We start from the raw sequence: 25751 nt of genomic DNA on the forward strand, positions 1-25751 counted from the left end.
GTGCTAGGGAAGTGCTGATTTATTCGCTTCCTGAAAATACATTACCTGAAAAATCAAAGACTTGCAACGCTGATTGGGTCGAAAAATCGATTAAATCAGCGGTTCCCTAAGTCCACATACGGCGAAGGCCGGAGCATGCAAGCCAAGCAAGTTGTAAGCGGCAACTTGAGCAGGGGCATGGACGCCATGACCAAATCTGATAATCGGACACTGGCTTTGCCGTAGTTTTCCTATCATTGCCGAGCTTATGTCTGAAGGTCAGATTTGACCCTGATGTCGGAAAAAAACTAAACCATGGCATATTATTTTTGGAGACGGCGTGAAAGATAATAGCTTAAGCGAAGTTGATAAAATAGAGTTGGCTAGCTCTTTAGATGCTGTGATTGGTGAAGGAGACGGGGTAAAATATTACTACGAAAAGGTATTGCTAGATTATTCCACTCCTGCGTGCTTCGCACTCCGAAATTTATTATACTCAAAGCCCACTTTGTTGCGATTTAATGGGGGTGGTATTAATTTTGGATTAAATGTATCTTCGACTAGCTTGGATAGTCTAGGTAACTGGTTGGTAGAGAGGGCTCTTGTGGAGCCGTCATCTTTTGTTGTTGATAGGTTAAATAATTTTTTATCTAAAACTGCTATAGATACCTTACATATTTTCTTGCTTCAAGGGATATCTGTTATAGAACCTTGTAAAATATCTGACGAATTGTTCCTTGTTCCGTTGAACGCTATCCCGTCTGAGAATTTTCAAAAGGCGTATCAACTGCGGCAAGAACGCCTTATGGCGCAGAAACTAATTCCTGGCAACGCAGCATGGGAATATTTTCTTTCGCCCCTCCTTACCCCGCACAGTGCCCTTGTGCGTAGATACACCTCTGGCAGCGGCCTACAGAAGTTAGACCTTGATGTTGCTGATATGGGGTTTGAGCAAAAAATTGATTTGCGAGCAAAGGAGGTGTACGAATGTATCAGCTTTCTTACATTATTTGGCCCATGTGGCATTGTGCCGATCGCGAATTGGTATGAACCTGAGGACTGGGTTCCGTTAAAAGGATACTTGGGTCAGTCGCCTAGGCAGAGTGCTGCCCGGACTACTAATAATCAACCCGTGGCAGTTTCTCCAGGAGAAATTAAAGATGTAGAGCGATTGTTTTCTATGTTTATTAAATTGCCGTCGGAAATGAGAGACCGACTAATGCTTGGTTTAAAGCGATTAAACTCTGCAGTCAGAAGAGAAGATATGGTGGAGCGCGCAATTGACGTTGGAACTGCCTTAGAGTCTCTGCTGATAGATGGCGAATCTAAAAGTGAAATTACATATCGCCTTAAAATAAATGGTGCCTATTTGTTAGAGCCTAATAGTTTTGAAGGGCGAAGAAAAATGATGGATTTCCTTGGTAAAATATATAATCTTAGATCACTTGCTGTTCATAGGGGGAAATTATCAAAAAAACAGATAATGCCGGATGATTATCAGGAAATTAACGAACTATTATCGGAAGCCATGAAGGTTTCTGCCAGGTCGATTATTCGGATAATCGAGTTGGGAAAATCCGTCGATTGGTCAGCTTTGGTTTTAGGTCAACCAATTGAGTCGCCTGAAGATGCCCCTGGAATGCTTTGATAGTGGGGCATGGAATTGTCCGAGTGTCATCAAAATCTGGGTAATTCGGTACCAGATGATTGAATGAAATCAATGGGTTATCGCTCGGGCACTCTACAGTGAATTACCCAGCAACCGCGCTGTAACCGATTGATTTTCAATGCATAATCTCTATTCGGTAACCTGACTTCTAAGCTGAGGGGCGCAGGTTTGATTCCTGCTGGGCAGGCCAAACTCCGCATCTTATTTTTGATATGGGCTGCTATTTGCAGACAAACTCAATGACATCTTTGATGCGACCATCCGTAGAGCGACTGGACAACGTGCACTCAGCCGCGCTCTCAAGCACTTGCTTAAACTTAGTTCCGGCACCTTGAGTCTCAGCAAAAGCTGCACATCGAAGCCGAGCAGGCGGTCTTTCTGAAGGTCGGCAAACAAGGGCTCTATGCCGTTTTCAGTGGAATTTGACTTCAGGCGGCATGTCGGGTAACGCCGTATTCGCGCGGCACGGCGGCGCGCAGCGGATTGGACGGCAGGTGTTTGAGCTTGGCCATGCGTAAATAAGCGATGGCGATGAAGTTGGTCACGGTGCGGAAGCCGCGCGCGGCGCGCTTGGTTTGCTGGAGCCTTCCGTTCATGGCCTCGACATAGGCATTGCTGCGACGTCGAGCATGCCGCGCACCACGCCGGGCAGGCGCTCCTTGAGGATGACGGCTAAGCGTTTGAAAGGTTCAAGTCTGCAGCGGCTGGCCCAGGATATCCAGCCCATCAGGTCTTGCTTGGCCTTGCTGGCGCAGTTGGCAGCCACAGCGCCGCGATAGACCTCGCGATGAACTCCTACTACAGCAACCGTATTGAAGGGCAGGGCACGCATCCGCTGAACATCGAGCGCGCCTTGCGGCGCGAGTTCTCGGATCAGCCTGGTATCGCTTATCTGCAGCGGGTCGCGTTGGCCCACATCGATCCCGAGCGCGCGCTTGAGCAGCTAGTCGTCAACGGCGAAAACCCGCGCTCGTCAGCCTTCCTGATCCGCGCCCATGAGGCCATGTATGCCCGGCTGGATGAGGCCGACCGCATCACCGAAGACCAGCGCGTCATCGAGCCGGGTGTACTGCGATCCGATAATGTGACGATCGGCCATCACCTGGCGCCCACGGCCGCATCGCTTGCCACGTTCCTGGACCGAATGGACCAGGCGTACGCCGGACACAAGGGCAGCGATGCCACCGTGATTGCCATCTCCTGCCTGCGCCACCGGGCTGCGTGGGTACACCCCTTCCTGGACGGGAATGGACGCGCCGTGCGCCTGCAAAGTCATTGCGCCCTGTGGGCCATCTCCGAAGGCCTGTGGTCGCCGAGTCGCGGCCTGGCGCGCTCCGTCACCGACTACTATGCTCGCTTGCACAACGCCGACATGCCGCGCCGTGGCGATCTGGACGGACGAGGGAATTTGACGACGGCCGGCTTGGTCGAGTGGATCGATTATTTCGTCGGCATGTGCGCGGACCAGGTGAATTTCATGAGCCGCATGCTTGAACTCGATGGCATGAAGCGCAGGATTGAAGCGCTGGTGAGGTTCCGTTCCGCGCATGACAAGGCGCTGCGCGCGCAAGCCACTCTGCCGCTGCATCATGTCTTTGCCGCCGGTCCCGTGACGCGCGCGGAATTTGCGCAGTTGACCGGCCTGGGCGAGCGGACCGCGCGCTCGCTTCTATCCTGGCTGCTCGCGACCGGGTTGATGGTGACCGATACCCCGCTTGGGCCTGTGCGCTTTGGCTTGCCGCAGGATGCGCTACAGTTCTTGCTTCCAGGGCTTTATCCCGAGGCGGCTTCCGCGGCCGGCCAACCCTACATCCTGTCCGTCTCGCGTCGCACCACGCGGCCGATGATGCTGCGCTCGCCCTCGCGGCAGCTCTTGCGGCGATGGCGCTGCTGGTCGTGTCCGAGGTCTGCCACCAGTGGCCGCGCTCGCGCTGGGCGTCAAAATTGACGGCACGCCGTCATGGCGGGCGGACGGTCCCGCCACTTAAACCTCGCATATTATTGGTACACTGCGGCATCCGAACATTCTGAAAGAAGAAAATGACATCCGGCCCACTGCCCAACAATGCGACCACCGAAGAAACCTGTTCCTGGTTAAGTGAACAGACCGGCACGCCATGGAACCTGGCGCGCTTGTTGGAAGCAGGTTTGACTCCCCATGTCTGGCTGGACTATTCGGAGGAATATGCCGGCTTGTTTGCCGAAGGTATTACTCGCTATCCGGCGCCGATATTCTTTGTCGAGGATACCCAGCGTCTTATCGCCGGCAGTAGCGACGTATTAATTCGCATGACGCGCGACTCGGACAGGATTTCATTTAAACTGAAACCGCCAGGCATCACCATGCCATTGGACGCGCTGCGTTTCTTTCAGAGAGATATAGCCAATCTATTGGAAGATATATTGAACCCGAAAGTAGAAGTGGTCGCCGCGCCACCCAAGGAGATTCTTAAAGGAATTACCAAGGATGAGGTGCTGCGCGTATTCGGTGGCATGGCCAGGCTGGATTTGGAGAAATCGCTGGCAAGCGGGATCGGCATTTTCGGCGATGACGGCGCCCGGGTCAGAAAGAATTCGCGGGCCGGCAAGAATACCCATCTGTGGAATCCCGTCACGCTGGCGCTGGGATTGAATGATGTTTATCGCGTACCGATGTCGCATTTGAAGAAGGCGTTTGCCAGCAATCCGGACCTGCGCCCGTGGAAAGCGGCTTGGCTGGAGTCCCTGGCCCTGCTGGGAGAGTAAAATTATGCCAACAATTGGCTTGTACGCGCCGCTTTCTGGCGCGTGTCCGTAGGAGTTGCAGTTGATGACCGATACACTGAGCTTCATGCCCTGGTCCGCGCTGCTTGGCGGCATGCTTATCGGTGTGGCGGCAGCGATGCTGATCCTGGCGAATGGCCAAATTGCAGGCATCAGCGGAATTCTGGGAGGACTATTGCACCCGGCCCCGGGCGATATTCTCTGGCGTGTGGCTTTTGTTTCTGGGTTGATACTGACGCCTATGGCCTACGGCGTATTTTACGCCTGGCCGGATATTCGGATCGAGGCGGATACTGCAACATTAATTATTGCCGGGTTGTTGGTCGGCGTCGGTACTCTATACGGTGGCGGATGTACCAGCGGCCACGGCGTTTGTGGAATATCCAGGCTATCCCCGCGTTCGATCATGGCGACCAATGTGTTCATGGTGGCCGGTTTCGCCCCTGTCTATTTGATGAGGCATCTGTAATGGTTATCGCATTGCTGAGTGGATTGCTGTTCGACCTGGGCCTGATTATTTCCGGCATGGCCAATCCCACCCAAGTCCTGGGTTTATATGAGGCGCCATAGTGGTGGGATTCTTTGCGTTTTTATATGCCGGCCGCCGCCAAACGACTTTGTTCGGCGCTGAATTGAAATTATCCACCGCAACCAAAATAGACCGCCGTCTGGTATTCGGTTCGATATTATTTGGCGCGGGCTGGGGAATTGCCGGTTTTTGTCCCGATTCGTGCTGGCGATGCTGGCCGGCATGGGTATTTTCGAGCTGATCGAACGCCGGAGCGGTGGATAAGTTACCACTGCGACAAAATTGCGCAGTGGCTTATTTTTCTTTTGAAACAGCAGCTTAGCGCTTCCCGGTCCGGCTTGTTAACAAGCTTATCCACAGAATTTGTTAACAACCCGGACGCTCAGCCGATCAGAAACGATAACGCGCCGTCAATTGCACCGAACGCGGTGCGCCGGGCAGGATGAGGTTTTTGCTGCTGCCGTGGCCGGCCACGATGTAGGCCTTGTCCAGCAGATTCATCACGTTCAGCGTCAGATCGATGTTGCGGTGACGGTAATAGGCCATGGCGTCCGCCGTCACAAAGCCTGGCAGGACGACGGTGTTGCCCGGATTGGCAAAGCGCTCGCCGACGTAGTTCAGGCCGCCGCCTACGCCGAAGTGGCCCGCCAGCGCCTTGCTGGCCCACAGATTGGCACTGTGTTTGGGCGTCAGCGTAGGCCGCTTGCCTTGCACCGGTTGACCGTCGTCCCTGGCGATCGACGTCAGCATCGACGCATCCAGGTAGGAATAGCCCGACCAGGCCTGCCAGCCGTCGCCCAGATCGCCGCTGAAGGTCAGTTCCAGGCCGTTGGTGCGCTGGGTGCCCAGTGGAATCAGCTTGTTGGTGACGGGGTCGCTCGATTTCATATTAGTGCGCGTCAACTGGAACAGCGACACGCCGGCCGAGGCGCGGCCGCCGAATAGATCGTATTTGGCGCCTACTTCCTTGTTTTTGGTGACCTCCGGCGCGATGTCGGCGTTATTGACCGCCAGCGCGAAACCTTCGCCGGACGGCTGGAAGGAGCGGCTGAACGAGGCGTAGTAGGACTGGGCCAGGCTGGGCTGATACACCAGGCCGGCACGCGGACTCCAGTTGCGGTCGGTGCGGGCCACGCTGGCGACGCCGACGCGGCGCTCGACGGTTTCCTGTTCAAACTTGTCGTAGCGGACGCCGGCCAGGGCCTTCCATTGCGGCGACATCGTCACCAGATCCTGGAGGTAGGCGCTGCTGACCTTGAAAATGCCCAGATTGTTCGCCGTTGGCGCACCGCCGGCCGTAAATGGCACAACCGGGGAGATTGGGTTGAACAATGGCACGGTAGCAACGTTGGCCTGCGAGCGCACCAGTTGGTCCTTGTTCTGCTTGCCGAATTCCACGCCGTACAGCAGTTGGTGTTGCATACCAGCCAGTTCCGCGTGCTGCGTGAGTTCGGTCTGGTTGGTGTAGCCGTCTTCGTCGCGCGCCACGTTGCCGCGCGTCAGCGAGGCGGTTTTCGCCGCTTCATTGACGGAGCCGATCAGCGTGTTGTTGCGGTCGAGCGTGTAGTTGTAATGGCGGAAGGCATTGCGGATCGAGAACTTTTGATTGAAGCGGTGATCCAGCGTAAAGCCGAAGGCGTGTACGCGTGATTCGTTGTAGTCGAAATCCTTGGCGTTGGCGGCGCCGTAGTAGGTGCCCGGCGGTACATCGACCGCGCGGCCCTGATAGGAGGGGATGCCGAAGTCGGTCAGGCGCTTGTCGTGCAGGTATTCCGCTTGCAGCAGCAACAGGGTGTCCACGCCGAGCTTGAACTGCAGCGACGGCGCCACGGTCTCGCGCTTGAGGAATTGCTGGTTGCGATAGCTATCGGCGTCCTCCACCGCGCCGGTGACGCGGAAAGCCACGCCGCGCTCGGACAGATTGCGCGCCAGGTCGAATTCACCGCGCTTCTGGCCCCAGCTGCCCACTTGCAGGCTGACTTCGCTACGGTCCATGCCCGGCTTCTTGGTGATGCGGTTGATCATGCCGCCGGACGAACCGCGGCCATACAACACCGAAGCCGGGCCCTTGATCACCTCGACCTGCTCGACATTCGACAGGTCGCGGAAATACAGCGCATCGTCGCGCATGCCGTCGATAAACTGGTCGCTGATGGCGCTGAAACCACGGATCGTCACCTGGTCGCGCTGGCCGTCGCCGGTCGACATGCCGATGCCGGGCACGGCTTTCAGCACATCCTGGAGCGAACGCGCGCCCTGATCGCGCAGCAAGGCCTGCGGCACCACGTTGACGGTTTGCGGAATATCGCGCAGCGGCGCGTCGATCTTGGTGGCGCTGGTGGCGGTGGTGGGACGGTAGCCGGCATCGGCTTCGCCGGTGACGGTGACGACTGCCATCGTCTGCTCCGGCGCCGCGCCGGTTTGCGCCAGCGCGGCGTTGGTGAGGGTAAGGCTGGCCAGCATCAATGCCAGCGGTTTCTTGTTCAGTGCCATGGGGTCCTTGAAGTAGTGTGTGGCTGGCTACTTCGTTGGACGAAAGGTTGGCTGGCTAGATGAGAATGGTTATCAATTGAATTATGCCCCCAAAGCAATGATTAGCGCAAGCCGGGCAACACCAGCACTTCGACGCCGGAGTACATCGCCGGCGCGTGATACACGCGTTGCGTCGCTTTCTGGAAGTCCTCCGGCTTGGCCTTTGGAATATCGACGAACGTCTGCGGATTCAAGTCCACCAGCGGGAACCAGGAGCTCTGGATCTGCACCATGATGCGGTGGCCGCGCCGGAAAGTGTGGTTGACGTCGCTCATGGCATAGTTGACCGCTTCCACCTTGCCGGGCGTGAACGGCTCCGGTTTCTCGAAGCTGTTGCGGAACTTGCCGCGCAGCGGGTCGCCGCGTACCAGTTGTTGATAACCTGCCATCGTCAAGGTCGGTTTCGGCACGTCCGGGCCGCGTTCGTCGTCCCCGCCCGCGCCCGGGTAGGCGGCCGGATAGACGTCGATCAGCTTGACCACCCAGTCGGCGTCGGTGCCGGTGGTGGAAACGAACAGCTTGGGCTTGACCGGGCCGGCCAGCGTGACGTCTTCTTCCAGCACCTCGCTGCGGTAGGTCAGGACGTCCGGCCGCGTCGAGGCGAAGCGCTGGTCGCCGACCATGTATTCCTTGGGGGCGCCCAGCGCAGGATAGGCCGTGAACGGCACCGGCTTGCGCGGATCGGCCACATATTCGTCGTAGGCTTCGCCGGTGGCCGGCTGCTTCCAGTTCAGCGTGCCGTTCGGCCCGAGGAACAGCGTGCGCGGCTGCGCCTGCTTGGGCGGCCAGGCGGCGTAGTTGCGCCAGACATTGCTGCCGGTCTCGAAGGCATACACTTCCGACACATTCTTGTTGGCCGCGCCTTTCAGGTGTTGCTCGAAGAAAGGATACAGGATGTTGCTACGGAACTGTTCGCCGGTCTTGGCGTCAAACTTGACATAGCCGAGGTTTTTGCCGTCGGCGCGGCCCCAGGCGCCGTGCGACCACGGACCCATCACCAGGCCGTTGTAGATGCCGGGATTGTTGCGCTTGATGCTGCTGTAGGTGGTCAGCGGGCCTTGCAGGTCTTCGGCGTCGTACCAGCCGCCCACGGTCAGCACGGCGGCCTTGATGTTCTTCAGGTGCGGCGCGATGCTGCGGGTTTTCCAGAATTCGTCGTAGCTCGTGTGTTCGATGGTCGGCAACAGCAGGGCGCGCTGTTTCGGCGTCATGGTGGCGGTGATGTTGGACAAGGTCAGGTGCGACAGGAAGAATTCGTAGCCGTCGGCCGTGCCGTAGTCGAAGTGATCCCAGGTCTTCGGCAGCGGCGTCGGGTTCTCCGCCTCGACGAAGGCCGAGTAGAAATCGAAGTTGGCGGCCAGCATGAAGGCGCCGCCGTGATAAGAGTCGTCGTTCATGTACAGGTCGGTCACCGGCGCCTGCGGCGACGCCGCCTTGATCGCCGGGTGCGAATCGATGATGCTGGCCGACGTGTAGAAGCCGGGGTAGGAGGTACCCAGGATGCCGACCTTGCCGTTGTTGTTGGCGACGTTCTTCAGCAGCCACTCGACGGTGTCGTGCATGTCCTCGCTTTCGTTGCCCTGGCCCTTGGCGCGGTTGGGATGGACGTGCGGCGTCATCTCGATCCACTTGCCTTCGGACATGTAGCGGCCACGCACATCCTGCTTGACGAAGATGTAGCCGCTGTCCTCGAAGTCCTGCGAGGGGCCGATGTGTTCAGGGTAGAAATCCACGCCGTAGTGCAACTCACCGCCCGACTGTACTCCGGCGCTGTATGGCGTGCGCTGGACCAGGAAGGGATAGCTCTTGCCGGCGGCCTTGGGCACGTAGACGGCGGTGAACAGACGCACGCCGTCGCGCATCGGGATGCGGAACTCGTACTTGGTGTAGTGTTCGCGCAGGCTGTATTTCGGCGCGGCGGCGGCATCGGCGGCGCCAGCATGGCAGGAAAGCCCGCCCAGTATCAGGGCGAGGGCAAGGGCGGTAAGACGGGGTTTCATGATTTCCTTGTGAATGAGAAGTCAAACCCGCCCAGTGTAATGCCAGTGGATAACTTTTACTGCGACAAATTTGCGCAGTGAAAGTTTTCCCTTTCTAAACAGCCACTTGGCTACCGCGCTTGACGCTTGTTAACAGGCTTATCCACAGAATTTGTTAACAACCTGGCGGTCACAGCATTGGCAGCTTCAACGAGTCGACCACCAGCCGTATCAGCCGCAAGCGGCCTTGCGTGTAGGGCGGAAAGAACAGCTTGATGAGCATCAGCGGCGATGCGCGCAGCACCGCGCGCTCGTGCGAGAAGGTCTTGAATCCGTATTCACCGTGGGCGCTGCCCATGCCCGAATTGTTGACGCCGCCAAAAGGCAGGTTGCCATGCGCGAAATGGGCGACGCAATGATTGACGCAGGCCCCGCCCGAGCTGGTCTGCTTCAGCATCTGGTCGATATTGGCCTGGCGCGTGCTCCACACGTACAAAGCCAGCGGTTTTGGCGCGGCGTTGATGGCGGCGATGACCTGGTCGAGCTCGCGGTATTCGATGATCGGCAGCAGCGGGCCGAAGATTTCCTCCGACAGGATCGCCGCGCCGGCCGGAATCTGCTCGATCAGCGTCGGCGCGATATAGCACTGCGCCGCGTCGACGTCGCCGCCGGTGTGCACCACGGCGCCCCGTTGCAGCGCGTCCGCCAGCAGCCCGGCCAGCCGCTGGGTGTGGCGCTGGTTGACCACGCGAGTCAGGTCGGGGCTGCGCTTTTGCGCCGCCGCGTCGGCGCCGTAGCGCTGTTGCAGCACGCGGCGGCAGGCTGCGACGAACTCGGCCTTGACGCTGGCGTGCACGTACACATGATCGGGCGCCACGCAGGTCTGGCCGTTGTTGAGGAACTTCCCCCACATCAGCGTTTCCGCCGCCAGCTTCAGGTTGGCGGTTTCATCGACGATGGTGGGCGATTTGCCGCCCAACTCCAGCGTCACGCTGGCCAGGTGCTGGGCGGCGGCGGCCATCACCAGCTTGCCGACCGACGGCGAACCGGTGAAGAAAATGTGATCGAAGGGCAGCTGGAGCAGCGCGTGCGAAGTGGGCTGGCTGCCTTCGAACAGCGCCACCTCGTCGGCCTTGAACACGTCGGCGATGATGCGCCCCATCAGCGCGGACACGGCCGGCGTCATTTCGGACGGCTTGATGATCGCCGTGTTGCCGGCGGCCAGCGCCGATACCAGCGGACCGAAACACAAGCTGAGCGGATAGTTCCACGGCGCGATGATCAGCACCCGTCCGCGCGGCTGGTATTGCACCGAGGCGTAAGTGCCCAGCATGGTGGTGGTGGGCCAGTGCCGGCGCGGTTTCATCCAACGCTTGAGGGCGCCCAGCACCTGGCGGATTTCCTCCATCACCGGCAGGAATTCGGACGCTTCGACCTCGGCCGGGGACTTGCGGTAGTCGCGCTGGAAGGCTACGTAGAACGCTTCGCGCTGCGCCATCATGGCGTCGCGCAGACGTTTGACGCGGGCGATGCGCTCGGCCGCGCTCGACTCCCGCCAGCGCAGCGCGGTGGTCTGCTGGGCGTCGAATGCCGTCTTGATCTGCTGCACGTCCGCTTCATTCATCGCCACTGTCCCTGTTGTTATATGTTGGAGGACCATTATTGCTGCAATTTTTGCAGCAAGCAAGCGCTTGATTAGTATGATCTATCGGGCGTGGCGTGCCGCCCAAACGGCCTACAATGCGGCCTATGAAGACTTTGCGCGCATTGTTGCTGGGACCGGCGTTGTGCCTGCTGTTGGCCGCACACGGGCAGGCGGCACCCGAGAAGCAGGCTCAGGCGGAAAAGCAAACAGCGCGCAAGATGCCGCCATCAGGCCATCATCTCGACCGTTCCGGCAAAACCCGCAAAGGCAAGGCTTCCTACTATGGCCGCCGCTTCCACGGCAAGAAAATGGCGAACGGCGAAACCATGAAGCCCGACAGCAACGCCGCCGCCAGCAAGACGCTGCCGGTGGGGACGGTCGCCAAGGTCACCAACCTGGACAACAACAAGAGCGAGGTGGTGGTGGTCAAGGACCGCGGCCCGTATGTGGACGGCCGCATCATCGACGTCACCCCCAAGACCGCCGACAAGCTGGACATGAAGGAAGAGGGGGTGGCGCCGGTGGCAGTCACGCCGCTCAAACTGCCGCCCAAGACCGAGGCCGCATCGGCCCCGCCCGACAAATCGCGCTAGGCCGGCGCGATGCCGTCGATCAGCGCGCGACAGGCGGCGGACATGCGGCGGTGCGGCGCATAAATCAGCGAAAACGGCCGGCTGCGGCCGCGCAAGTCCGGCAGCAACTCCACCAGTTGGCCACTGCGCAGCTTTTCCGCGACCACGAAATCGTAGATCTGGCAGATGCCCAAGCCCTGCTGCGCCAGCGACACCACGCCCAGCACATCGTCGGCCACCCGCATGCGCGGCGGCGCCAGCCAGTCGATGTCGCGGCCATCCTCGCGCAGCAGCCACGGCGCCTGCCGCCCCGTGCTGGGCAGCGTGAAGGGCAGGCAGGCGTGGCCGGCTAGCTGCGCCAGGTTCTGCGGCGTGCCGGCGCGGCGCAGGTAGTCGGGCGAGGCCGCCAGGCAGAGCTGTGCATCGTCCAGGCGCCGGGCCACCAGGCCGCTGTCGGCCAGTTCGCCCAGGCGTATCGCCATGTCGTAGCCTTCGGCGACCAGGTCGACATTGCGGTTCGAGATGCTCAGCTCGATGACGACTTTCGGATAGCGCTCCATGAAAGGCCGCAACAATTGCGGCAAGCGGTAGTGGCCGTAAGTGGTCGGCGCGCTCAGGCGTATCGTGCCGGACAATTCGCCGCCCTGGCCCTGGATCGCGCGCTCGGCGTCCGCGATCAGGCCGAACGCGCTGCGCGCCTGTTCCAGGTACAGCTTGCCGGCCTCGGTCACGCTCAGGCGACGGGTGGTGCGTCGCATCAGTTGCACGCCGAGGCGGGTTTCCAGTCTCGCCACGGCGCGGCTCAGCACCGACGGCGTGGTGCCCAGCGTCACCGCCGCCGCGCTGATCGTGCCCTGGTCGACGATGGTCACGAATGCTTCCACATCGGCCAGATGGTCGAATTGCCTGCTCATTCACGCCTTTCAAGAACAAATGATTTGATTTTCTGGTTATTTACACACTCTACAGGCATCAATAGAGTAACGCTACTGACTTACCACCATAGGAGCACTGCCATGAACAACACCATCCATAAAATCGCCGCCGGCGCCATTCTCGGCCTGGCCGGCATCGCCGCCAACGCCGCCCATGTACTGGTCGTGCTGTCCGACGAATCGCAGCTGGCGCTGCGCGACCAGCGCAGCTTCAGCACCGGTTTCTACGCCAATGAATTGATGCAGCCGGTCAAAAAGCTGCTGGACGCCGGCCACACCGTGACCTTCGCCACGCCGCTGGGCAAGGCGCCGACGGTGGACCGCAGCTCGCTCGATAAAACGTACTTTGGAAATGACGACGCCAGCCTGCGCCAGCATGTGGAATTGTTGGAGAAGTTGCAGCTGACCTCGGTCGAGCATACGCCCGTCATCAGCCTGGCGCGCGTCGAGCAGAACGGCTATGGCCGCTACGACGCCGTCTACATCCCTGGCGGCCATGCGCCCATGCAGGATTTGCTGCACAGCGCCGCGCTGGGCCGCCTGCTGAACGACTTCCACGCCAACGCCAAGCCGACCGCGCTGGTGTGCCACGGTCCGATCGCCTTGCTGTCGGCGCTGCCGCAGCCGGAGCGCTTCACGGCCACGCTGGAGCGCGGTGCCCACGCCGGCAAGGCGCCGGACTGGATTTACGCCGGCTACAAGATGACGGTGTTCAGCAACGCCGAGGAGGAGGCGTCGAAAGGCATGCTGAACGGCGGCGCGATGAAGTTCTGGCCGCAAGATGCCTTGCAAAAGGCCGGCGGCGCCTACAGTAGCGGCGCCAGCTGGCAAAACTGGGTGGTGGTCGACCGTGAGCTGATCACCGGCCAGAATCCGGCCTCGGCCAGCACCGTCGCCGACCAGCTGTTGGCCCGCCTGAAGCGCTGATCAGCGCGCCACGAACATCTTCGGCAGCAGCGGATTGATGTCTTTTTTCAGCAACGTCGGTAGGTAGGGATCGGTGCGAAAGGACAAGGATTCGTAGAATTTTTCGCTGCCGTTGGCGGCTTGCAACACCAGGCGGCGTATGCCGAAGCTGTTGCAATATTGTTCGATGCGATGCATGAACCAGCGGCCCACGCCCTGCGACCGGTATTTGCTGCGGACGATGACCTCGCTGACGGCGCAGAATTCGGGCGGCGCCAGCTCCAGTCGGGCGATGGCGATTTGCTTGCCGTTCGTTTCCACGCTGACCCACACCACCCGGCCGCGTGGGTCATGCGGCAATTCGGGGTTCGACGGCCAGTTGGCGTCCTGGCGGTAGGCGTGCAGCACTTTGGCCGGGATCGCTGACTTGAGCGGGACGAATTGTAATTCCAGGGGCATAGGTGTTTCAGGCTAAGGGAATCACCTAGCTTGAAGCGCGCACGATTGGAAGGCAAGCAATAATTTGTATAAATTGTTGCATCAGCCTGGACGGAAGCGGTCGAGCATGGTCTGGATTTCCCCGCGCCGTTTCAGCGCCTGGATCGCCTTGTCCAGCGCCGGCAAGTTCAGTTTGCCTCGCTGCGGCAGCGCGCAGTAGGTGTCGAAGGAAGTGACTTTGAACGCCACCGGATTGAGCAGGGCCCGCTCCGGATGTACCTTGCGCTGATAATCGAAATACAGGGAATTGGTCAGCATGTAGACAAAGCGCTTGCGCAACAGCTTGGACAGGTTGAGGTCGTCGCTGGAGGCGTCGTCGCGGATGAATTCCTCGCCCAGCGGCTGTTCCAGGTGGGCGTAGCGGTAGCCGAGTATGGTGCCGATGCGCTGCCGGCGCAGCTCGCCCACCCGGCGCACGGCCGCCGTATCGATGCGGGTGGTGACGATCTCGTTGTTGGTGAAGATCGCTTCCGACCACAGCCAGTCCTTGCCATCCAGCCATTCCGGCCGCAGGTCGCACAGGATGTCGGCCTGGCCGCCGGCCAGCGGCGCCTCCACCCGCTTGCGCGGCACCGCCAGGTAGCGCGGCGTCAGGTGCAGCTCGCGCGCCAGCGCATCGCCGAACTGCTTGAGCAAGCCACCCACCAGTATGCCATCGCGGATCTCGGTCATCGGCATCGCGCTACCCATGGAGACCACGTAGACCAGTTCCTCGGCGCGGATTGGCGCCGCCAGCAACAGGCCGGTGAAAAATAAAGTAATCAGTCTCATGTGGCTATCATACCGGGTGCCCGGGCAGGCGCCATGGCCGTGTGCGAAAATGCCGCACCGGCGCGCCAGCGTCCTTTGGAGCTACCATGGAAGACCGTTATTTCTATCAACCCGCACTGGGCCACGGCCTGCCGCATGACCCCTTCAACGCCATCGTCGGACCGCGCCCGATCGGCTGGATTTCCTCGCGCGGCGCCGACGGCGCGCTGAACCTGGCGCCCTACAGTTTCTTCAACGCTTTCAACTACAAGCCGCCGCTGATCGGTTTTTCCAGCCAGGGCCGCAAGGACACGCTGCGCAACATCGAGCAGAGCGGGGAATTCGTGTGGAACCTCGCCACGCGGCCGCTGGCTGAGGCGATGAACGCCAGCTGCGTGGCGGCGCCGCCTGAAGTGGACGAGTTCGCGCTGGCCGGCCTGACGCCGGCGCCGTCGACCATCGTCGGCGTGCCGCGCGTGGCGGAGAGCCCGGTGGCCTTCGAATGCCAATGCACGCAGATCATCCGTCTGCAAGACGCGTCCGGCGCGCCGACCGACGGCTGGCTGATCATGGGGGAAGTGGTGGGCGTGCACATCGCGCACAGCTCGCTGCAGGACGGTGTGTATGACACGGCGGGCTCGCAGACCATCTTGCGTGGCGGCGGCCCGGCCGATTATTTCGAGATCAAGCGGGACAGTCTGTTCCGCATGCGGCGGCCAGACTATCCCCCTACTGATCAGTAGCTGTAGAACATGCGCTGGATTTCCTTGCTGTCGCTGGTCTTGGTCAGCGCCAGCATCAGCAGGATGCGGGCCTTTTGCGGGTTCAGCGTATCGGAAACCACGAAGTCCAGCTCATCGTCGTTGGCTTCGCCGTTGCGGGCCACGATGCCCTGGCCGACGCGGGCCGAGCGCACGATCAGCACGCCTTGCTTGCGGGCCGCCGTCAGCGAAGGCAAGACTTTCGATGCAAGGCTGCCGTCGCCGACGCCGGCGTGGATGATGCCCTTGGCGCCTGCGGCCACCAATGCGTTCAGCGCGACCGGGCTGACGTTGGCGTAGCCGTAGACGATGTCGACCTGCGGCAACGCGTCCAGCTTGCTGATGTCGAACTCGGTGTCGACCGTGTGCTTGCGGGTCGACGCGTGGTAGAAGTAAGGCTTGTTGCCCTGGAAGTAGCCCAGCATGCCCAGTTCCGGCGTCTTGAAGCTGTCCGGGGTCGAGGTGTTGGTCTTGGTGACGTCGCGGGCGCCGTGGATCTGGTCGTTCATCGCGACCAGCACGCCCTTGCCGACGGCTTCCTGGCTGGCCGCCAGCAGCACGGCGTTGTACAGGTTGATCGGGCCGTCAGCCGACAGCGCGGTGCCCGGACGCATGGCGCCGACCAGCACGACCGGCTTCTTGCTCTTGACGACCAGGTCCAGGAAGTAAGCGGTTTCTTCCAGCGTGTCGGTGCCGTGGGTGATCACGATGCCGTCGACATCGGGCTGGGCCAGCAGCACGTTGACGCGCTTGGCCAGGGTCAGCCAATGCTCGTTGCTCATGTTTTCGCTGGCGATCTGGAACACTTGCTCACCCTTGACCTGGGCCACCTTGGCCAGTTCCGGCACGGCCTGGATCAGGCGCTCGACACCGACCGTGGCGGCGGTGTAGCCGACCGTGGTGGTGCTGGTGGCGCCGCTGCCGGCGATGGTGCCGCCGGTGGCCAGGATGGTGACGTGGGCCAGCGGGGCGGCGGCTTTTTCAGCTGCCCCGGCATAGGCACTGAGCAATACCGCGCAGGCTAACATTGCCTTGAGGAACCGTGCTGGAATAGGGTGCGTCATGCGATCTCCTGATCTGGTTATTAAGCTTGGGATAGTAACAAATAGCCCGGCTGTCAACAATGCGCGCCGTTGCCGCGTTATGGGTGGTATGAGATGATGCTGAGATAGATAATTGCTGCAAGATAATTAAAAAGAGAACACATTATGATTTTTGCTAACACCACGCGCAGGGTCGCGGTGCTGGCGCTGATGGCCGTGTTGGCCGCCTGCGGCAAGAGCGCGGCGGACAAGCGGCAAGAAGAAGCCGCGACGCTGACCAGTTTGGGCGAGAAGTATGTGAAGGAAAAGGTGCGCGAACCGTCGACGGCGATGTTCCGCAACCAGGTGGTCGGCAAGGGCGGCGCCACCTGCGGCGAGTTCAACGCCAAGGACGCCTTCGGTACCTACATCGGCTACCAGCGCTACATCTCGGTGGCGCGCGACCTGACCCTGCTGGCGCAGGACGTGTCGCCGGCCGAATTCGAGCAAAACTGGAACCAGCTGTGCCGATAGCCCGGTCTGCCGCCTTGCGTGTTTAGCGCTATCATGATCACACGCTGCGCAGCGGCTTGCTGTGGCGGGTGGAGCGGCGGATCGCCGGATGCTTGCCCGGCGCGTGCGCCAGCGCCTCCAGCGCGCGGTCGTAGCCGTACTGCCACTGGTCGTTCATGTGCTGGACGAAGGTGTCGTAGGTAGGCGGCATCGCCAGCTCGATGCGGTTGCGGCGCCAGTCCAGCTTCTGCTGCAACTGCTGCTTGGCCAGCACCAGCGACACGTCGGAGGTGTCGATGCGCATGTCGGCCAGGTGGGTGTTGGCGTAGCGCAGGCGCGCATTGCCGTCGATGCCCAGCACCGAGCGCCAGGCGGGAATCGCAAACACCTGGTCGAAGGCTTCCTTGAACTCCATGATCACTTCCGCGCCCAGCCGGCGCGCGATCTCCACCGGGAACAGATCCAGCACGCCGCCGATGTACTCCTGGCCGCGATGCTGCTGGCAGCGGAAGTAGATCATGTCGGCGATGGAGATGCGGGCGGCGTCGGTCAGCGGCACGCTGCCGTCGACCAGCAGGTCATGCGCGACCGCGTGCTGGCCCCAGCGGCTGTCGCTCAGCGGCGATTTCATGTTGTGCAGCAGCGCCGCGGCCTGTTCGCCGCAGAACACCGTTTGCGCGAACAGCTTGCGTCCCGCGCGCGGCTGGCCGACTTGCGATTCGTCGAACAGCAGCTTGCCGCCGATGATGGCCACATCCACCTGCGGCGTGCCGGTGGCGGGCGGGAAGGGCAGCTGCGGCGGAATTTCGAACAGATAATCGCTGAACAGGTCGGGGATCACGGGCGCCCTGGCGGTCGACAGCTTGCGCTTGGCGGCGCGCATCAAGCTGCCCATCAGGTCCGCGCGCTGGGTCGATTTCAGGCTGCACCAGAACTGGTACATCTCCGGCGACGACAACCAGGCGCGCTGCGCCTCCGGGTCGGGCAGGTTGTGGATGATGGTGGCGGCGATCGCGCCGCCGCAGCTGGCCAGCAGCACATCGGGAGCGCGTCCCGCCTGCCGCAGCGCGGCGTACATGCCGATGTAGATGCCAAAACGGAAACCACCCCCGCCCAGCACCATGCAGCGTTTATACGGTTTATACGATTGTTGCCAAGGTTGAATTTGTGCTCGCGTCATAAACCGAACCATACCACAACAGGCCTCACAGGCTTGTGCGCCGTGTCCTGCGCAGCGCTGCGTTGGCCGGTTCGGAGACATAGCGGGCGACGAGGGCGGCGGCCAGCGCCGTCAGGCACAGGAACAGCAGCAGCCATGGCAGCCTGGCGCCGTAGCTCAGATGCTCCTTGTCCACCACCACATTGCGCATGCCAGCCAGGACGATGATGTGGAACAGGTAGATCTCGTAACTGTGCTGGCCGAACCAGCGCAGCACCGAGCGGCGCGGCGCGCGCTCCGCCGTCGTCACTTTCGCCGAACTGCCCAGCAGGAAAACTCCGCTCGCCAGCGCAACCAGCGTGAAGCCGTACACCTGGTGGCCGTCGATGCCGCGCAGGTACAGCGCCGCCAGCGCGATGCCGGCTGCGATGCGCAGCGCGCGTCCCTGGCGCGCGTTCGGCACTTCACGGTGCGCCAGCATCGCCGTCAGGCAGCCGATGGCGATGGCGTCGAAGCAGGCCAGGTAGCCGTACATGAAAAAGATCTCGTTGTCGGGGTGCTGGCTGCGGTAGATCGGCCCGGCGACGATGGCCGCGCAGCACAGCAGCACGATCAGCCAGTTGCGGCGCAACAGCAGGCATGACAAGGGCAGCAGCAGGTAGAACATCTCCTCGACCGACAGCGACCAGTACACATTGAGGCAGTAGTTGAAGTAGCCGGCGGTTTGCATCAGCTGGTTGTGCCAGAACGTCAGCACCGAACCGGCGGCGATGAAGAAGTAGCTGGCCGGCCGGTCCACGTCGCCGTCCGAATTGGAGAAGAACGGCACATCGACACTGCCCAGCACCACGATGATCGCCAACGCCAGCAGCAGGCAAGGCATGATGCGGGCGAAACGGTATAAATAGAATGTACGGATGTCGATCTGCGCCAGACTGCCCCAGCGCCGCAGCGATGTCGATGTGATCAGATAGCCGGATACGGTGAAGAACATCGTCACGCCGAAGTTCCCCTGCAACGCCGCGCGCAGCAGCCAGGCAGGCAGGATGTCGCCCAGTGGGCTGTTTTTCAATCCGTAGGCCAGCGTAAAGTGCAGCACCAGCACGCACATGATGGCCGCGCCGCGCAGGGTGTCGATATGGTTGTTTCTCATTGGGTGGATGTATCCGTTCAAAGTTGGTGTTCCAGCAGGATGCGCAGCGTGGCGCTGGTCGGCGTTTGCGAGATGCGGTAGCGGCGGCCGTCTTCATTGGCGTATTGGTGCGATTCGCTGGACTGCTGGCGCAGCAGGTTGCTTGCCGAGATGCGCAGCTGCGTCTTCGCATCCATCTTCCAAAGCCCATACAGATCCAGCTCGCGTTTCGGGCTGGTGTTCATTTGTACCAGCGCCGATTGCCGCACCGGGCCGCCGGCCTGGTAGTTCAGGTTCCCGCCGAAAGTCCACGCCGCGTCGGCCAGGCGATAGTCGGCGCCCAGGTTGGCCGTGAACGGCACCTGGTTCTCGAGACGGTTGTTTGGCCCCGGCACGCTGCTCATTCGCGACCAGTTGCGCGCCAGGTTGGCGCGCAGGTCCAGCTTGGGCGACAGCGGCAGCTTGGCTTCCAGCTCGATCCCGCGCACGCTGGCGTTGCCGCTGTTGAAGGGCGCTTCGACCCACTCGCCGTCCTGCTGGAACAAGCGGGTCAAGGTCACGTCGCGGATGCGCCTTATATAGGTGCTGGCGCCGAGCAGCGCGCCCGCGCCGAGATAGTGTTCGTAAGCCGCGTCCATGCCCCAGGCCAGTTCCGGTCGCAGATTGGGATTGCCCTGTTCGTCGGGATTGGTCTGGTTATTGTTGTTGTCGTTGGTGTAGCGACGCGGCACCAGCTGCGCCAGGGGCGGCGCCTTGTACGTGCGGCTCAGCGCAAACCGCAGCACATCCTTGTTCGGCAACTGATAGCGCGATTGCAGCGAGGGGCTCCACACCTGCGAGCGCAAGTCCAGCGCGTCGGGCGCGTTGGCGGCGTCGGCGCGGCTGGAGGTGGACAGGCTCTCGTGGCGCAGGCCCAGGTACAGCGAATAGCGCTCGGTGACCTGCCACTCGTCTTGCGCGAACAAGGCCATGCGATTGACATTGGCGCGATAGTCGGCGTTGTTGCTGCCGGTGAGCGTTCCGTTGGCGTCGAAGAGGGTTTCGCTGCGGTCTTCATTGCGCACGGCGCGGCTGGCGTCCCAGCCCAACGCAATCGCATGACGTTCGCCGACCGGATGGCGGTAAGTACCGCTGGCGGTCACGCTGGTCTCCGACGGTCCCGAGTCGACGTGGTGGCGGCCGGTGGGTTTGCCGTCGGCGTCCATGCCGTTGAAGTCGAAGCCGCCTTTGCGCCGGTTGTCGCTCAGGCCTAGTTTGGTTTCCAGCCTGGCGCCGTTCTCCAACAGATGCGTCCAATTCAGGTCGCTGCGCAGCATGCGGAAATTGGCCGCGAAATGGTGCAGGTTGCGCGGAAACTCGCTGTGCGGGCCTGTCAGCGCGGTCTCGTCCTCGCTATGCATCTTGTCGACGCGGCGCAGATTGGCGAAGCCCAGCCAGGTCAGCGTGTCGCCGCCGGCGAAGGTCCAGTTCAGGCGCGGCGTGACGGTGAGGGCGTCGGCACGGCCGGATTCCACCTTGGCCGTGCGGCGTTGCTCAATCAGGGCGCCGCGCGTATCGCTCAGTTCTTCCAGGTCGTTGAACGTCGCCGCGCTGCGATTGCGCGTCAGCGCCGCGGCCAGGCTGTAGGAGTAGCCGCCATCCTGGTCCGACAGCGTGGCCGACAGCGCCGGCGTATCGACGCCCGCGTGCCGCGCCAGGCTGGCGCTCACCGTGCGTTGGCCGCGCCGGATGGACTTCTTGAGGATGATGTTGATCGCCCCGGCCACCGCCTGGTTGCTCAATTCCGCCGTGGCGCTGCGCATGATTTCGATCCGTTCGATCATCTCGGGCTCCACCGAATCGAGCGAGAAGCCTGCCGCCACAGGCTCGCCGTTGAGCATGATCTGCGTGTAGCCGTTGCCCAGGCCGCGCATGCTGATCGTGCCGCCGCGTCCGGGCACGCCGGTGATGCTGATGCCGGGCAGGCGTTTCAGCACGTCGGCCAGCGTCTGCTCGCCCTGGCGTACGATGTCCTCGTGGTTGACGACGATGCTGGTGGTGGTTTCGCGCTGGCGCTGGTCGGCGCGCTGGCTGCTGACTTTCACTTGCTGCGGTTCGCTGTCGGCGGCGTGCGCGCTGGCGGCGACCAGCAGCAGGCCGCCGGCGATATGGTGTAGCTGCATTTTCTTCCTTGTCTTCAAAAACGCGGGCGACAGTCCTCCTTGCCGCAGCGTGGGGGCTGCGGCTTGGCGGACTTCGGTGGCTAAGGGTTAGTAGCCTTGCTGCTGTTGGCGCATGCGCAAGGCGCGTTTGGTGGTGTAGGCGTCCAGGTTGGCCAGCTTGGTGGCCGGGTTGATGAATTGCTCGTCCTGCCGGACCTCGAAGTGCAGGTGCGGGCCGGTGGCGAAACCGGTCTCGCCGACGGTGCCGATCTGCTGCCCGGCTGCCACCGTGGCGCCGGCTCTGACGTTCATGCTGGTCAGGTGGGCGTACAGGGTGCGCTGTGCGCCGTGCTGGAGGATTACCGTTTTGCCGTAGCGGCCGGCGTTCTCGACCAGCACGCCGGCGCTGACGACCACGCCGCCGGCCACCGCATGCACCGGCGTGCCGCTCGGCGCAGCGATGTCGATGCCTTTGTGCGGTGTCACGACCACGGTGCGGCGCACGCCGAACAGACCGGTGATGCGCATCTTGTCCAGCGGGTAGCGCCAGGCGGCTTCGGTGGCCGTTGCCGTTGGCGGCGGATCGGCGGGCGAGGGCGCGACCTGCGCGGGGGCTGGCACTGGCACGATGTACGGTTGCTGGCCGGTGTTGAAGGCCAGCGCCGGTTGCAGCATGGCGCCGCCTGCCAGCACGGCGACCATCAACGCGGCGACGCTCCAGGCAACCGCGCTGCTTAGCACTGGCAGCGCTGCCTGCTGCATCTGGCGGATACGCGCGGCGGCGGTGGCGCCATCGATGCCGCCGAAGGCCACGCCGCCGGTCGGCATGGCGGCCGTTTGCGCTTTCCATTGCAGCAGCAGGGCAACGGCGTATTGCTTGCGCTGTTGCTGCGGACGGCCCGCCAGAACGCGCTGGTCGCAGATCAGCTCCAGCGCCCATTCCATCTTGCCGTTCATCCAGCGCAGCGCCGGATTGAACCAGAACACCGTTTGCAGCAAGCTCGCCACGCCCAGGCACAGCGGATCGCATGCGCGCCAGTGGTGTAGCTCGTGGGCGATGACCATGTGCTGCTGCTCGGCGCTGAAAGCGCGCAGGTGGCGCGGCAGCAGCAGCACCGGGCGCCGCACGCCGACCAGCATCGGCGAAATGGCGGCGTCGGTTTCCATCACCGCCAGGCGGTGGCGGGCGATGTCCGCCAGCTGGGCGCTGTCGAAGGCGCCGTGCGCCAGCAAGTCTTGCGGCGACAGGCGCTGCGAAGCGGCCAGCAAGCCGCGCCAGACGCGCCGCGCACGCAGCCGGCGGGCCAGCATCCACGCCAGGCCGGCCGCATACACCACCGTCCACAGCGCGGGCAGGAGCAGGGCGAGCGGGGGCAGGTCGAGATCGCCGGCGCTGGCATCCGGCTCCGTTGCGTCGGCGGCGGACGCGCGCTCCTGCACCGGCCCCGCCAGCGCCGGCAATCCGGCGCGGATGGCCGACGATTCGGCCGCGCTCAGCGTCACGGTCGGCGCCAGGCTGTGCTGCGCGCTGTGCGGCAGCAACGCCAGCAGCGCGGCGCCTGCCGTCACCGCTTGCGCCGCCAGCCAGACCGCGCGCCGCGGCAGCAAGGCAGGCCAGCAGCGCAGCGCGACCGCCAGCAGCGCCCACACCAGCGCGCCCGCCAGCAGGCAGCTGACGCTGGCCAGCATCCATTTGAACAGCATCACATAGGCCAGCATCATGGCTTGCCGGCCTCGTCGGATGGCCAATCCTGCAGCATCTGCTCCAGTTGAGCCAACTCAGCCTGGTCCACCAGCTTGCTGCCGGTGAACATGGTGACCGGCAGCGGCGCCGCCATTTCCATCACGCGGGTGCCGAAATCGCGGGCGAAGGCGGCCAGCGTGCCGACCTTTTCCAGCCGCGCGCTGTAGACGTTGACGCCGTGCGCCGTGTGCTGGGCCAGCATCTGCTTGTCGAGCATGCGGTCCAGCGTCTTGCGGGTGGAGGAGAACGACCAGCCCAGCTCTTCGGCGACGGCGTCGTGCAGCTCGCGCGCGCTCAACGGCTGCTGTTTCCATAGTGCTTTTAACAAGGTCAGCTCGCTGACGGACGGGATGGGGATGGACGTGGACATGGCTGGGCCTCTTTGCGACAGATGGGATGATTATGCGACACATGTCGCACACCAGTCAATCTGTTGTCTAAAAATTTGTAACATTGCTTTATATTAATTCTCTATATGTTACGATTAAGTTTTTGCTAATTGCCAATTGTGTACGGTCGTGCGGAACAAGGCGCGGGGTGGCGTGGCGCGGGGGCTTGCTTGTAACCGGCAGCACCGTTATGCAATGCGCTATACAATGCCTGGGGCCGCAGCTTTCCGCCGCTGCCTCACAGTATTGGAAACACATATGTATTACGGAGAGCGCTTCAACAGCATCACTCACACCGTGGGCGCCGCGCTCGCGGCAATCGGCGGCACCTTGCTGATTGTGCTGGCGGCGCGCAGCGGCGACGCCTGGAAAGTGGTGAGTTTCAGCGTTTATGCCGCCACGCTGCTGGGGCTGTATCTGACGTCGACGCTGTACCACAGCCTGCGCGGCCGCGCCAAGGATGTGCTGCGGCAGATGGATTACTGCGCCATCTACCTGCTCATCGCCGGCAGCTACACGCCGTTCACGCTGGTCAGCCTGCGTGGGCCGTGGGGCTGGTCGCTGTTCGGCGTGGTCTGGGGCCTGGCACTGATCGGCATTTTGCAGGAAATCTGGTTTGCCAAGGGCGCGCGCGTCCTGTCGCTGCTCATTTACGTGGCGATGGGCTGGGTCGGCGTGATCGGCGCCAGCCCGCTGATCGACGCGCTGGGCTGGAGCGGATTCGCCTGGCTGGCGGCCGGTGGCGTGGTGTACACGGTGGGCATCGCCTTCTTTGTCACCGACCACAAATGGAGCTACGGCCACGGCGTCTGGCACTTGTTTGTGCTGGGCGGCAGCGCTTGCCATTTCGGCGCGGTCTTGCTGTATGTAGCGTGAAGCACCTGTACAACTGTTGGATTTCGAGAGTAGAGCACCAGTGGATATTAATTCCGACGACCTGAAAACATTTATCACCGTGATCGACAGCGGCACCCTCAGTGCCGCGTCGGTCCACCTCGGCCAGACCACGTCCGGCGTCAGCCGCGCGCTGTCGCGGCTGGAGGACAAGCTGGCGACGTCGCTGCTGACGCGCACCACGCGCCGCATGGAACTGACCGAAGAGGGACACCTGTTCCTCGAACGCGCGCGCGCCATCCTCGGCGCCATGGAAGAAGCCGAGGAGTCGATCCGCATCCGCCGCCAAAAGCCAGCCGGACGCCTGTGCGTGGACGCCGCGTCGCCCTTCATGCTGCATTGCGTGGTGCCGCACATGGCCGAGTTCCGCGCCTTGTACCCGGAGATCAAGCTGGAGTTGAGCAGCAACGACCAGATCACCGATCTGATCGAGCACCGCACCGATATCGCCATCCGCATCGGCGCGCTGACCGATTCGACGCTGCATGCGCGCGCGCTCACTTCGAGCCCGTTGCACGTGCTGGCCAGCCCGGACTACCTGCGCCGCCACGGCACGCCGGAAACCCCGCAAGACCTGGCGCGCCATTCGCTGATCGGCTTCGCCCAGTACGAGCAGGGCAACAACTGGCCGCTGCGCCATGCGGCCGGCAACAGCCTGCCGATCACGCCGTCGATCGCCGCCTCCAGCGGCGAGACGCTGCGCCAGCTGGCGCTGACCGGCCAGGGCGTGGTCTGCCTGGCGGACTTCATGACCCGCGCCGACATCGAAGCGGGCCGCCTGGTGCCGATCCTGGTGGACGCCAACACCGGCTACTGCCAGCAGATCCACGCGGTCTACTATCGCAACACGCAGCTGGCCCAGCGCATCAGCTGTTTCCTGGAGTTCCTGCAGCAAAAGCTGTGACGCAAGCAGTGTGCGGCGCCGTACAGATGGCACTCCGGTGCGGCGCTACACTGGCCTTGCGTGCTTGGGAAACCAGGCAGCAGGTGAGCCGATAGCCTCAAGTATCGGCACCAACAATGCGTCGCCGCCGGGAGGCCATCATGTCGCAGACTACTCACCCCTCGAAGTTTCTGGTGCGCGCCTACCTGCAGCGCCGCTCGCATGATGTCCAGCCGCCGCCTACGCCGGAAGAGATCCGGCGCCAGCTGGGCTGGGGCCTGCAGATGTTTGAAGCCAAGGTCGGCAACGGCCGCTCCTGATCCCTTTTCGCCGTTCACCGCACCATTTCCGCCGTT

The 25751-nt window shown here is 62.1% G+C and carries 23 protein-coding genes and 2 pseudogenes; 12 read left to right on the forward strand and 13 right to left on the reverse strand.

All coding sequences use genetic code 11. The annotated features are described in order from the left end of the window. The first annotated feature begins 319 nt into the window (after positions 1-319). The gene (locus AC1RMD_RS14285; RefSeq protein WP_492927270.1) at positions 320-1627 is read left to right on the forward strand and encodes a hypothetical protein; all 1308 of its coding nucleotides are present in this window, start codon (positions 320-322) and stop codon (positions 1625-1627) included. 449 nt (positions 1628-2076) lie between these two features. Here AC1RMD_RS14285 and AC1RMD_RS14290 read toward each other — a convergent pair. Beyond that, positions 2077-2435: pseudogene (locus AC1RMD_RS14290) on the reverse strand (transposase); the annotation flags it as partial. Here AC1RMD_RS14290 and AC1RMD_RS14295 point away from each other — a divergent pair. The 4 genes and pseudogenes from AC1RMD_RS14295 to AC1RMD_RS14310 all read left to right on the forward strand — a co-directional run bounded on the left by AC1RMD_RS14295 (position 2436) and on the right by AC1RMD_RS14310 (position 5204). Beyond that, positions 2436-3596 (forward strand): Fic family protein, encoded by a 1161-nt coding sequence (locus AC1RMD_RS14295; RefSeq protein WP_492927271.1) that lies wholly within the window; start codon positions 2436-2438, stop codon positions 3594-3596. Positions 3597-3688: 92 nt separating this feature from the next. Next, positions 3689-4393: a hypothetical protein gene (locus AC1RMD_RS14300; protein WP_492927273.1), complete on the forward strand. Its 705-nt coding sequence runs from the start codon at positions 3689-3691 to the stop codon at positions 4391-4393. Between the two features lie 61 nt (positions 4394-4454). Further along, entirely contained in the window at positions 4455-4880 is a 426-nt protein-coding gene (locus AC1RMD_RS14305) for a YeeE/YedE family protein (protein ID WP_492927275.1), read from the forward strand. Then, positions 4880-5204, forward strand: a pseudogene (locus AC1RMD_RS14310) (DUF6691 family protein). The gene AC1RMD_RS14305 and the pseudogene AC1RMD_RS14310 overlap by 1 nt, the downstream one beginning before the upstream one ends. Positions 5205-5330: 126 nt before the next feature. Here the strand turns inward: AC1RMD_RS14310 and AC1RMD_RS14315 are convergent. The 3 genes from AC1RMD_RS14315 to AC1RMD_RS14325 form a co-directional block, all read right to left on the reverse strand. Continuing rightward, positions 5331-7433, reverse strand: coding sequence for a TonB-dependent receptor (locus AC1RMD_RS14315; RefSeq protein WP_492927276.1), 2103 nt, complete (start codon positions 7431-7433; stop codon positions 5331-5333). 101 nt (positions 7434-7534) lie between these two features. Continuing rightward, positions 7535-9472 carry a CocE/NonD family hydrolase gene (locus tag AC1RMD_RS14320; RefSeq protein ID WP_492927277.1) on the reverse strand — a complete coding sequence of 646 codons (1938 nt, stop codon included), beginning with the start codon at positions 9470-9472 and terminating at the stop codon, positions 7535-7537. 169 nt (positions 9473-9641) lie between these two features. Next, positions 9642-11075: an aldehyde dehydrogenase family protein gene (locus tag AC1RMD_RS14325; RefSeq protein ID WP_492927278.1), complete on the reverse strand. Its 1434-nt coding sequence runs from the start codon at positions 11073-11075 to the stop codon at positions 9642-9644. Positions 11076-11200: 125 nt separating this feature from the next. On the opposite strand from AC1RMD_RS14325, the gene AC1RMD_RS14330 reads away from it, so the two are divergent. Continuing rightward, positions 11201-11689, forward strand: a complete 489-nt coding sequence (locus AC1RMD_RS14330) for a septal ring lytic transglycosylase RlpA family protein (RefSeq protein WP_492927279.1) — start codon at positions 11201-11203, stop codon at positions 11687-11689. Here AC1RMD_RS14330 and AC1RMD_RS14335 read toward each other — a convergent pair. After that, entirely contained in the window at positions 11686-12582 is an 897-nt protein-coding gene (locus tag AC1RMD_RS14335) for a LysR family transcriptional regulator (protein ID WP_492927280.1), read from the reverse strand. The two genes, AC1RMD_RS14330 and AC1RMD_RS14335, sit on opposite strands and share 4 nt — an antisense overlap. Positions 12583-12684: 102 nt before the next feature. On the opposite strand from AC1RMD_RS14335, the gene AC1RMD_RS14340 reads away from it, so the two are divergent. Beyond that, entirely contained in the window at positions 12685-13530 is an 846-nt protein-coding gene (locus tag AC1RMD_RS14340; RefSeq protein ID WP_492927282.1) for a type 1 glutamine amidotransferase domain-containing protein, read from the forward strand. On the opposite strand, the gene AC1RMD_RS14345 is transcribed toward AC1RMD_RS14340, so the two are convergent. Next, complete coding sequence (locus AC1RMD_RS14345) at positions 13531-13968, reverse strand: GNAT family N-acetyltransferase (protein ID WP_492927284.1); 438 nt, start codon at positions 13966-13968, stop codon at positions 13531-13533. Positions 13969-14049: 81 nt separating this feature from the next. Further along, entirely contained in the window at positions 14050-14778 is a 729-nt protein-coding gene (locus AC1RMD_RS14350) for a substrate-binding periplasmic protein (protein WP_492927286.1), read from the reverse strand. Positions 14779-14864: 86 nt separating this feature from the next. On the opposite strand from AC1RMD_RS14350, the gene AC1RMD_RS14355 reads away from it, so the two are divergent. After that, positions 14865-15500 (forward strand): flavin reductase family protein, encoded by a 636-nt coding sequence (locus AC1RMD_RS14355; RefSeq protein ID WP_492927287.1) that lies wholly within the window; start codon positions 14865-14867, stop codon positions 15498-15500. On the opposite strand, the gene AC1RMD_RS14360 is transcribed toward AC1RMD_RS14355, so the two are convergent. Beyond that, the gene (locus AC1RMD_RS14360; protein WP_492927289.1) at positions 15494-16582 is read right to left on the reverse strand and encodes a type II asparaginase; all 1089 of its coding nucleotides are present in this window, start codon (positions 16580-16582) and stop codon (positions 15494-15496) included. The two genes, AC1RMD_RS14355 and AC1RMD_RS14360, sit on opposite strands and share 7 nt — an antisense overlap. A gap of 144 nt (positions 16583-16726) precedes the next feature. Between AC1RMD_RS14360 and AC1RMD_RS14365 the strand changes: the two genes are divergently transcribed. Then, positions 16727-17074: a hypothetical protein gene (locus AC1RMD_RS14365; protein ID WP_492927290.1), complete on the forward strand. Its 348-nt coding sequence runs from the start codon at positions 16727-16729 to the stop codon at positions 17072-17074. A gap of 37 nt (positions 17075-17111) precedes the next feature. Here the strand turns inward: AC1RMD_RS14365 and AC1RMD_RS14370 are convergent, their stop codons facing one another. From AC1RMD_RS14370 to AC1RMD_RS14390, 5 genes are all read right to left on the reverse strand, one after another. Continuing rightward, a complete protein-coding gene (locus AC1RMD_RS14370) occupies positions 17112-18176 on the reverse strand; it encodes a patatin-like phospholipase family protein (RefSeq protein ID WP_492927291.1) in 1065 nt (354 codons plus the stop codon). Positions 18177-18258: 82 nt separating this feature from the next. Beyond that, a complete protein-coding gene (locus AC1RMD_RS14375; protein ID WP_492927292.1) occupies positions 18259-19365 on the reverse strand; it encodes an acyltransferase family protein in 1107 nt (368 codons plus the stop codon). 17 nt (positions 19366-19382) lie between these two features. Continuing rightward, complete coding sequence (locus AC1RMD_RS14380) at positions 19383-21506, reverse strand: TonB-dependent receptor plug domain-containing protein (protein ID WP_492927293.1); 2124 nt, start codon at positions 21504-21506, stop codon at positions 19383-19385. 87 nt (positions 21507-21593) lie between these two features. After that, positions 21594-23207 carry a peptidoglycan DD-metalloendopeptidase family protein gene (locus AC1RMD_RS14385; RefSeq protein WP_492927295.1) on the reverse strand — a complete coding sequence of 538 codons (1614 nt, stop codon included), beginning with the start codon at positions 23205-23207 and terminating at the stop codon, positions 21594-21596. Then, entirely contained in the window at positions 23204-23599 is a 396-nt protein-coding gene (locus tag AC1RMD_RS14390; RefSeq protein ID WP_116989816.1) for a BlaI/MecI/CopY family transcriptional regulator, read from the reverse strand. Before AC1RMD_RS14390 ends, AC1RMD_RS14385 begins: the two co-directional genes overlap by 4 nt. Before the next feature lie 277 nt (positions 23600-23876). Between AC1RMD_RS14390 and trhA the strand changes: the two genes are divergently transcribed. The 3 genes from trhA to AC1RMD_RS14405 all read left to right on the forward strand — a co-directional run bounded on the left by trhA (position 23877) and on the right by AC1RMD_RS14405 (position 25715). Continuing rightward, positions 23877-24494, forward strand: coding sequence for a PAQR family membrane homeostasis protein TrhA (gene trhA / locus AC1RMD_RS14395; RefSeq protein WP_492927297.1), 618 nt, complete (start codon positions 23877-23879; stop codon positions 24492-24494). 40 nt (positions 24495-24534) lie between these two features. Further along, positions 24535-25416 carry a LysR substrate-binding domain-containing protein gene (locus AC1RMD_RS14400; RefSeq protein WP_492927299.1) on the forward strand — a complete coding sequence of 294 codons (882 nt, stop codon included), beginning with the start codon at positions 24535-24537 and terminating at the stop codon, positions 25414-25416. Between the two features lie 140 nt (positions 25417-25556). Next, entirely contained in the window at positions 25557-25715 is a 159-nt protein-coding gene (locus AC1RMD_RS14405; RefSeq protein WP_492927301.1) for a hypothetical protein, read from the forward strand. Positions 25716-25751: the final 36 nt, after the last annotated feature.

Source organism: Duganella sp. GW822-FHT06D06 (assembly GCF_058799615.1).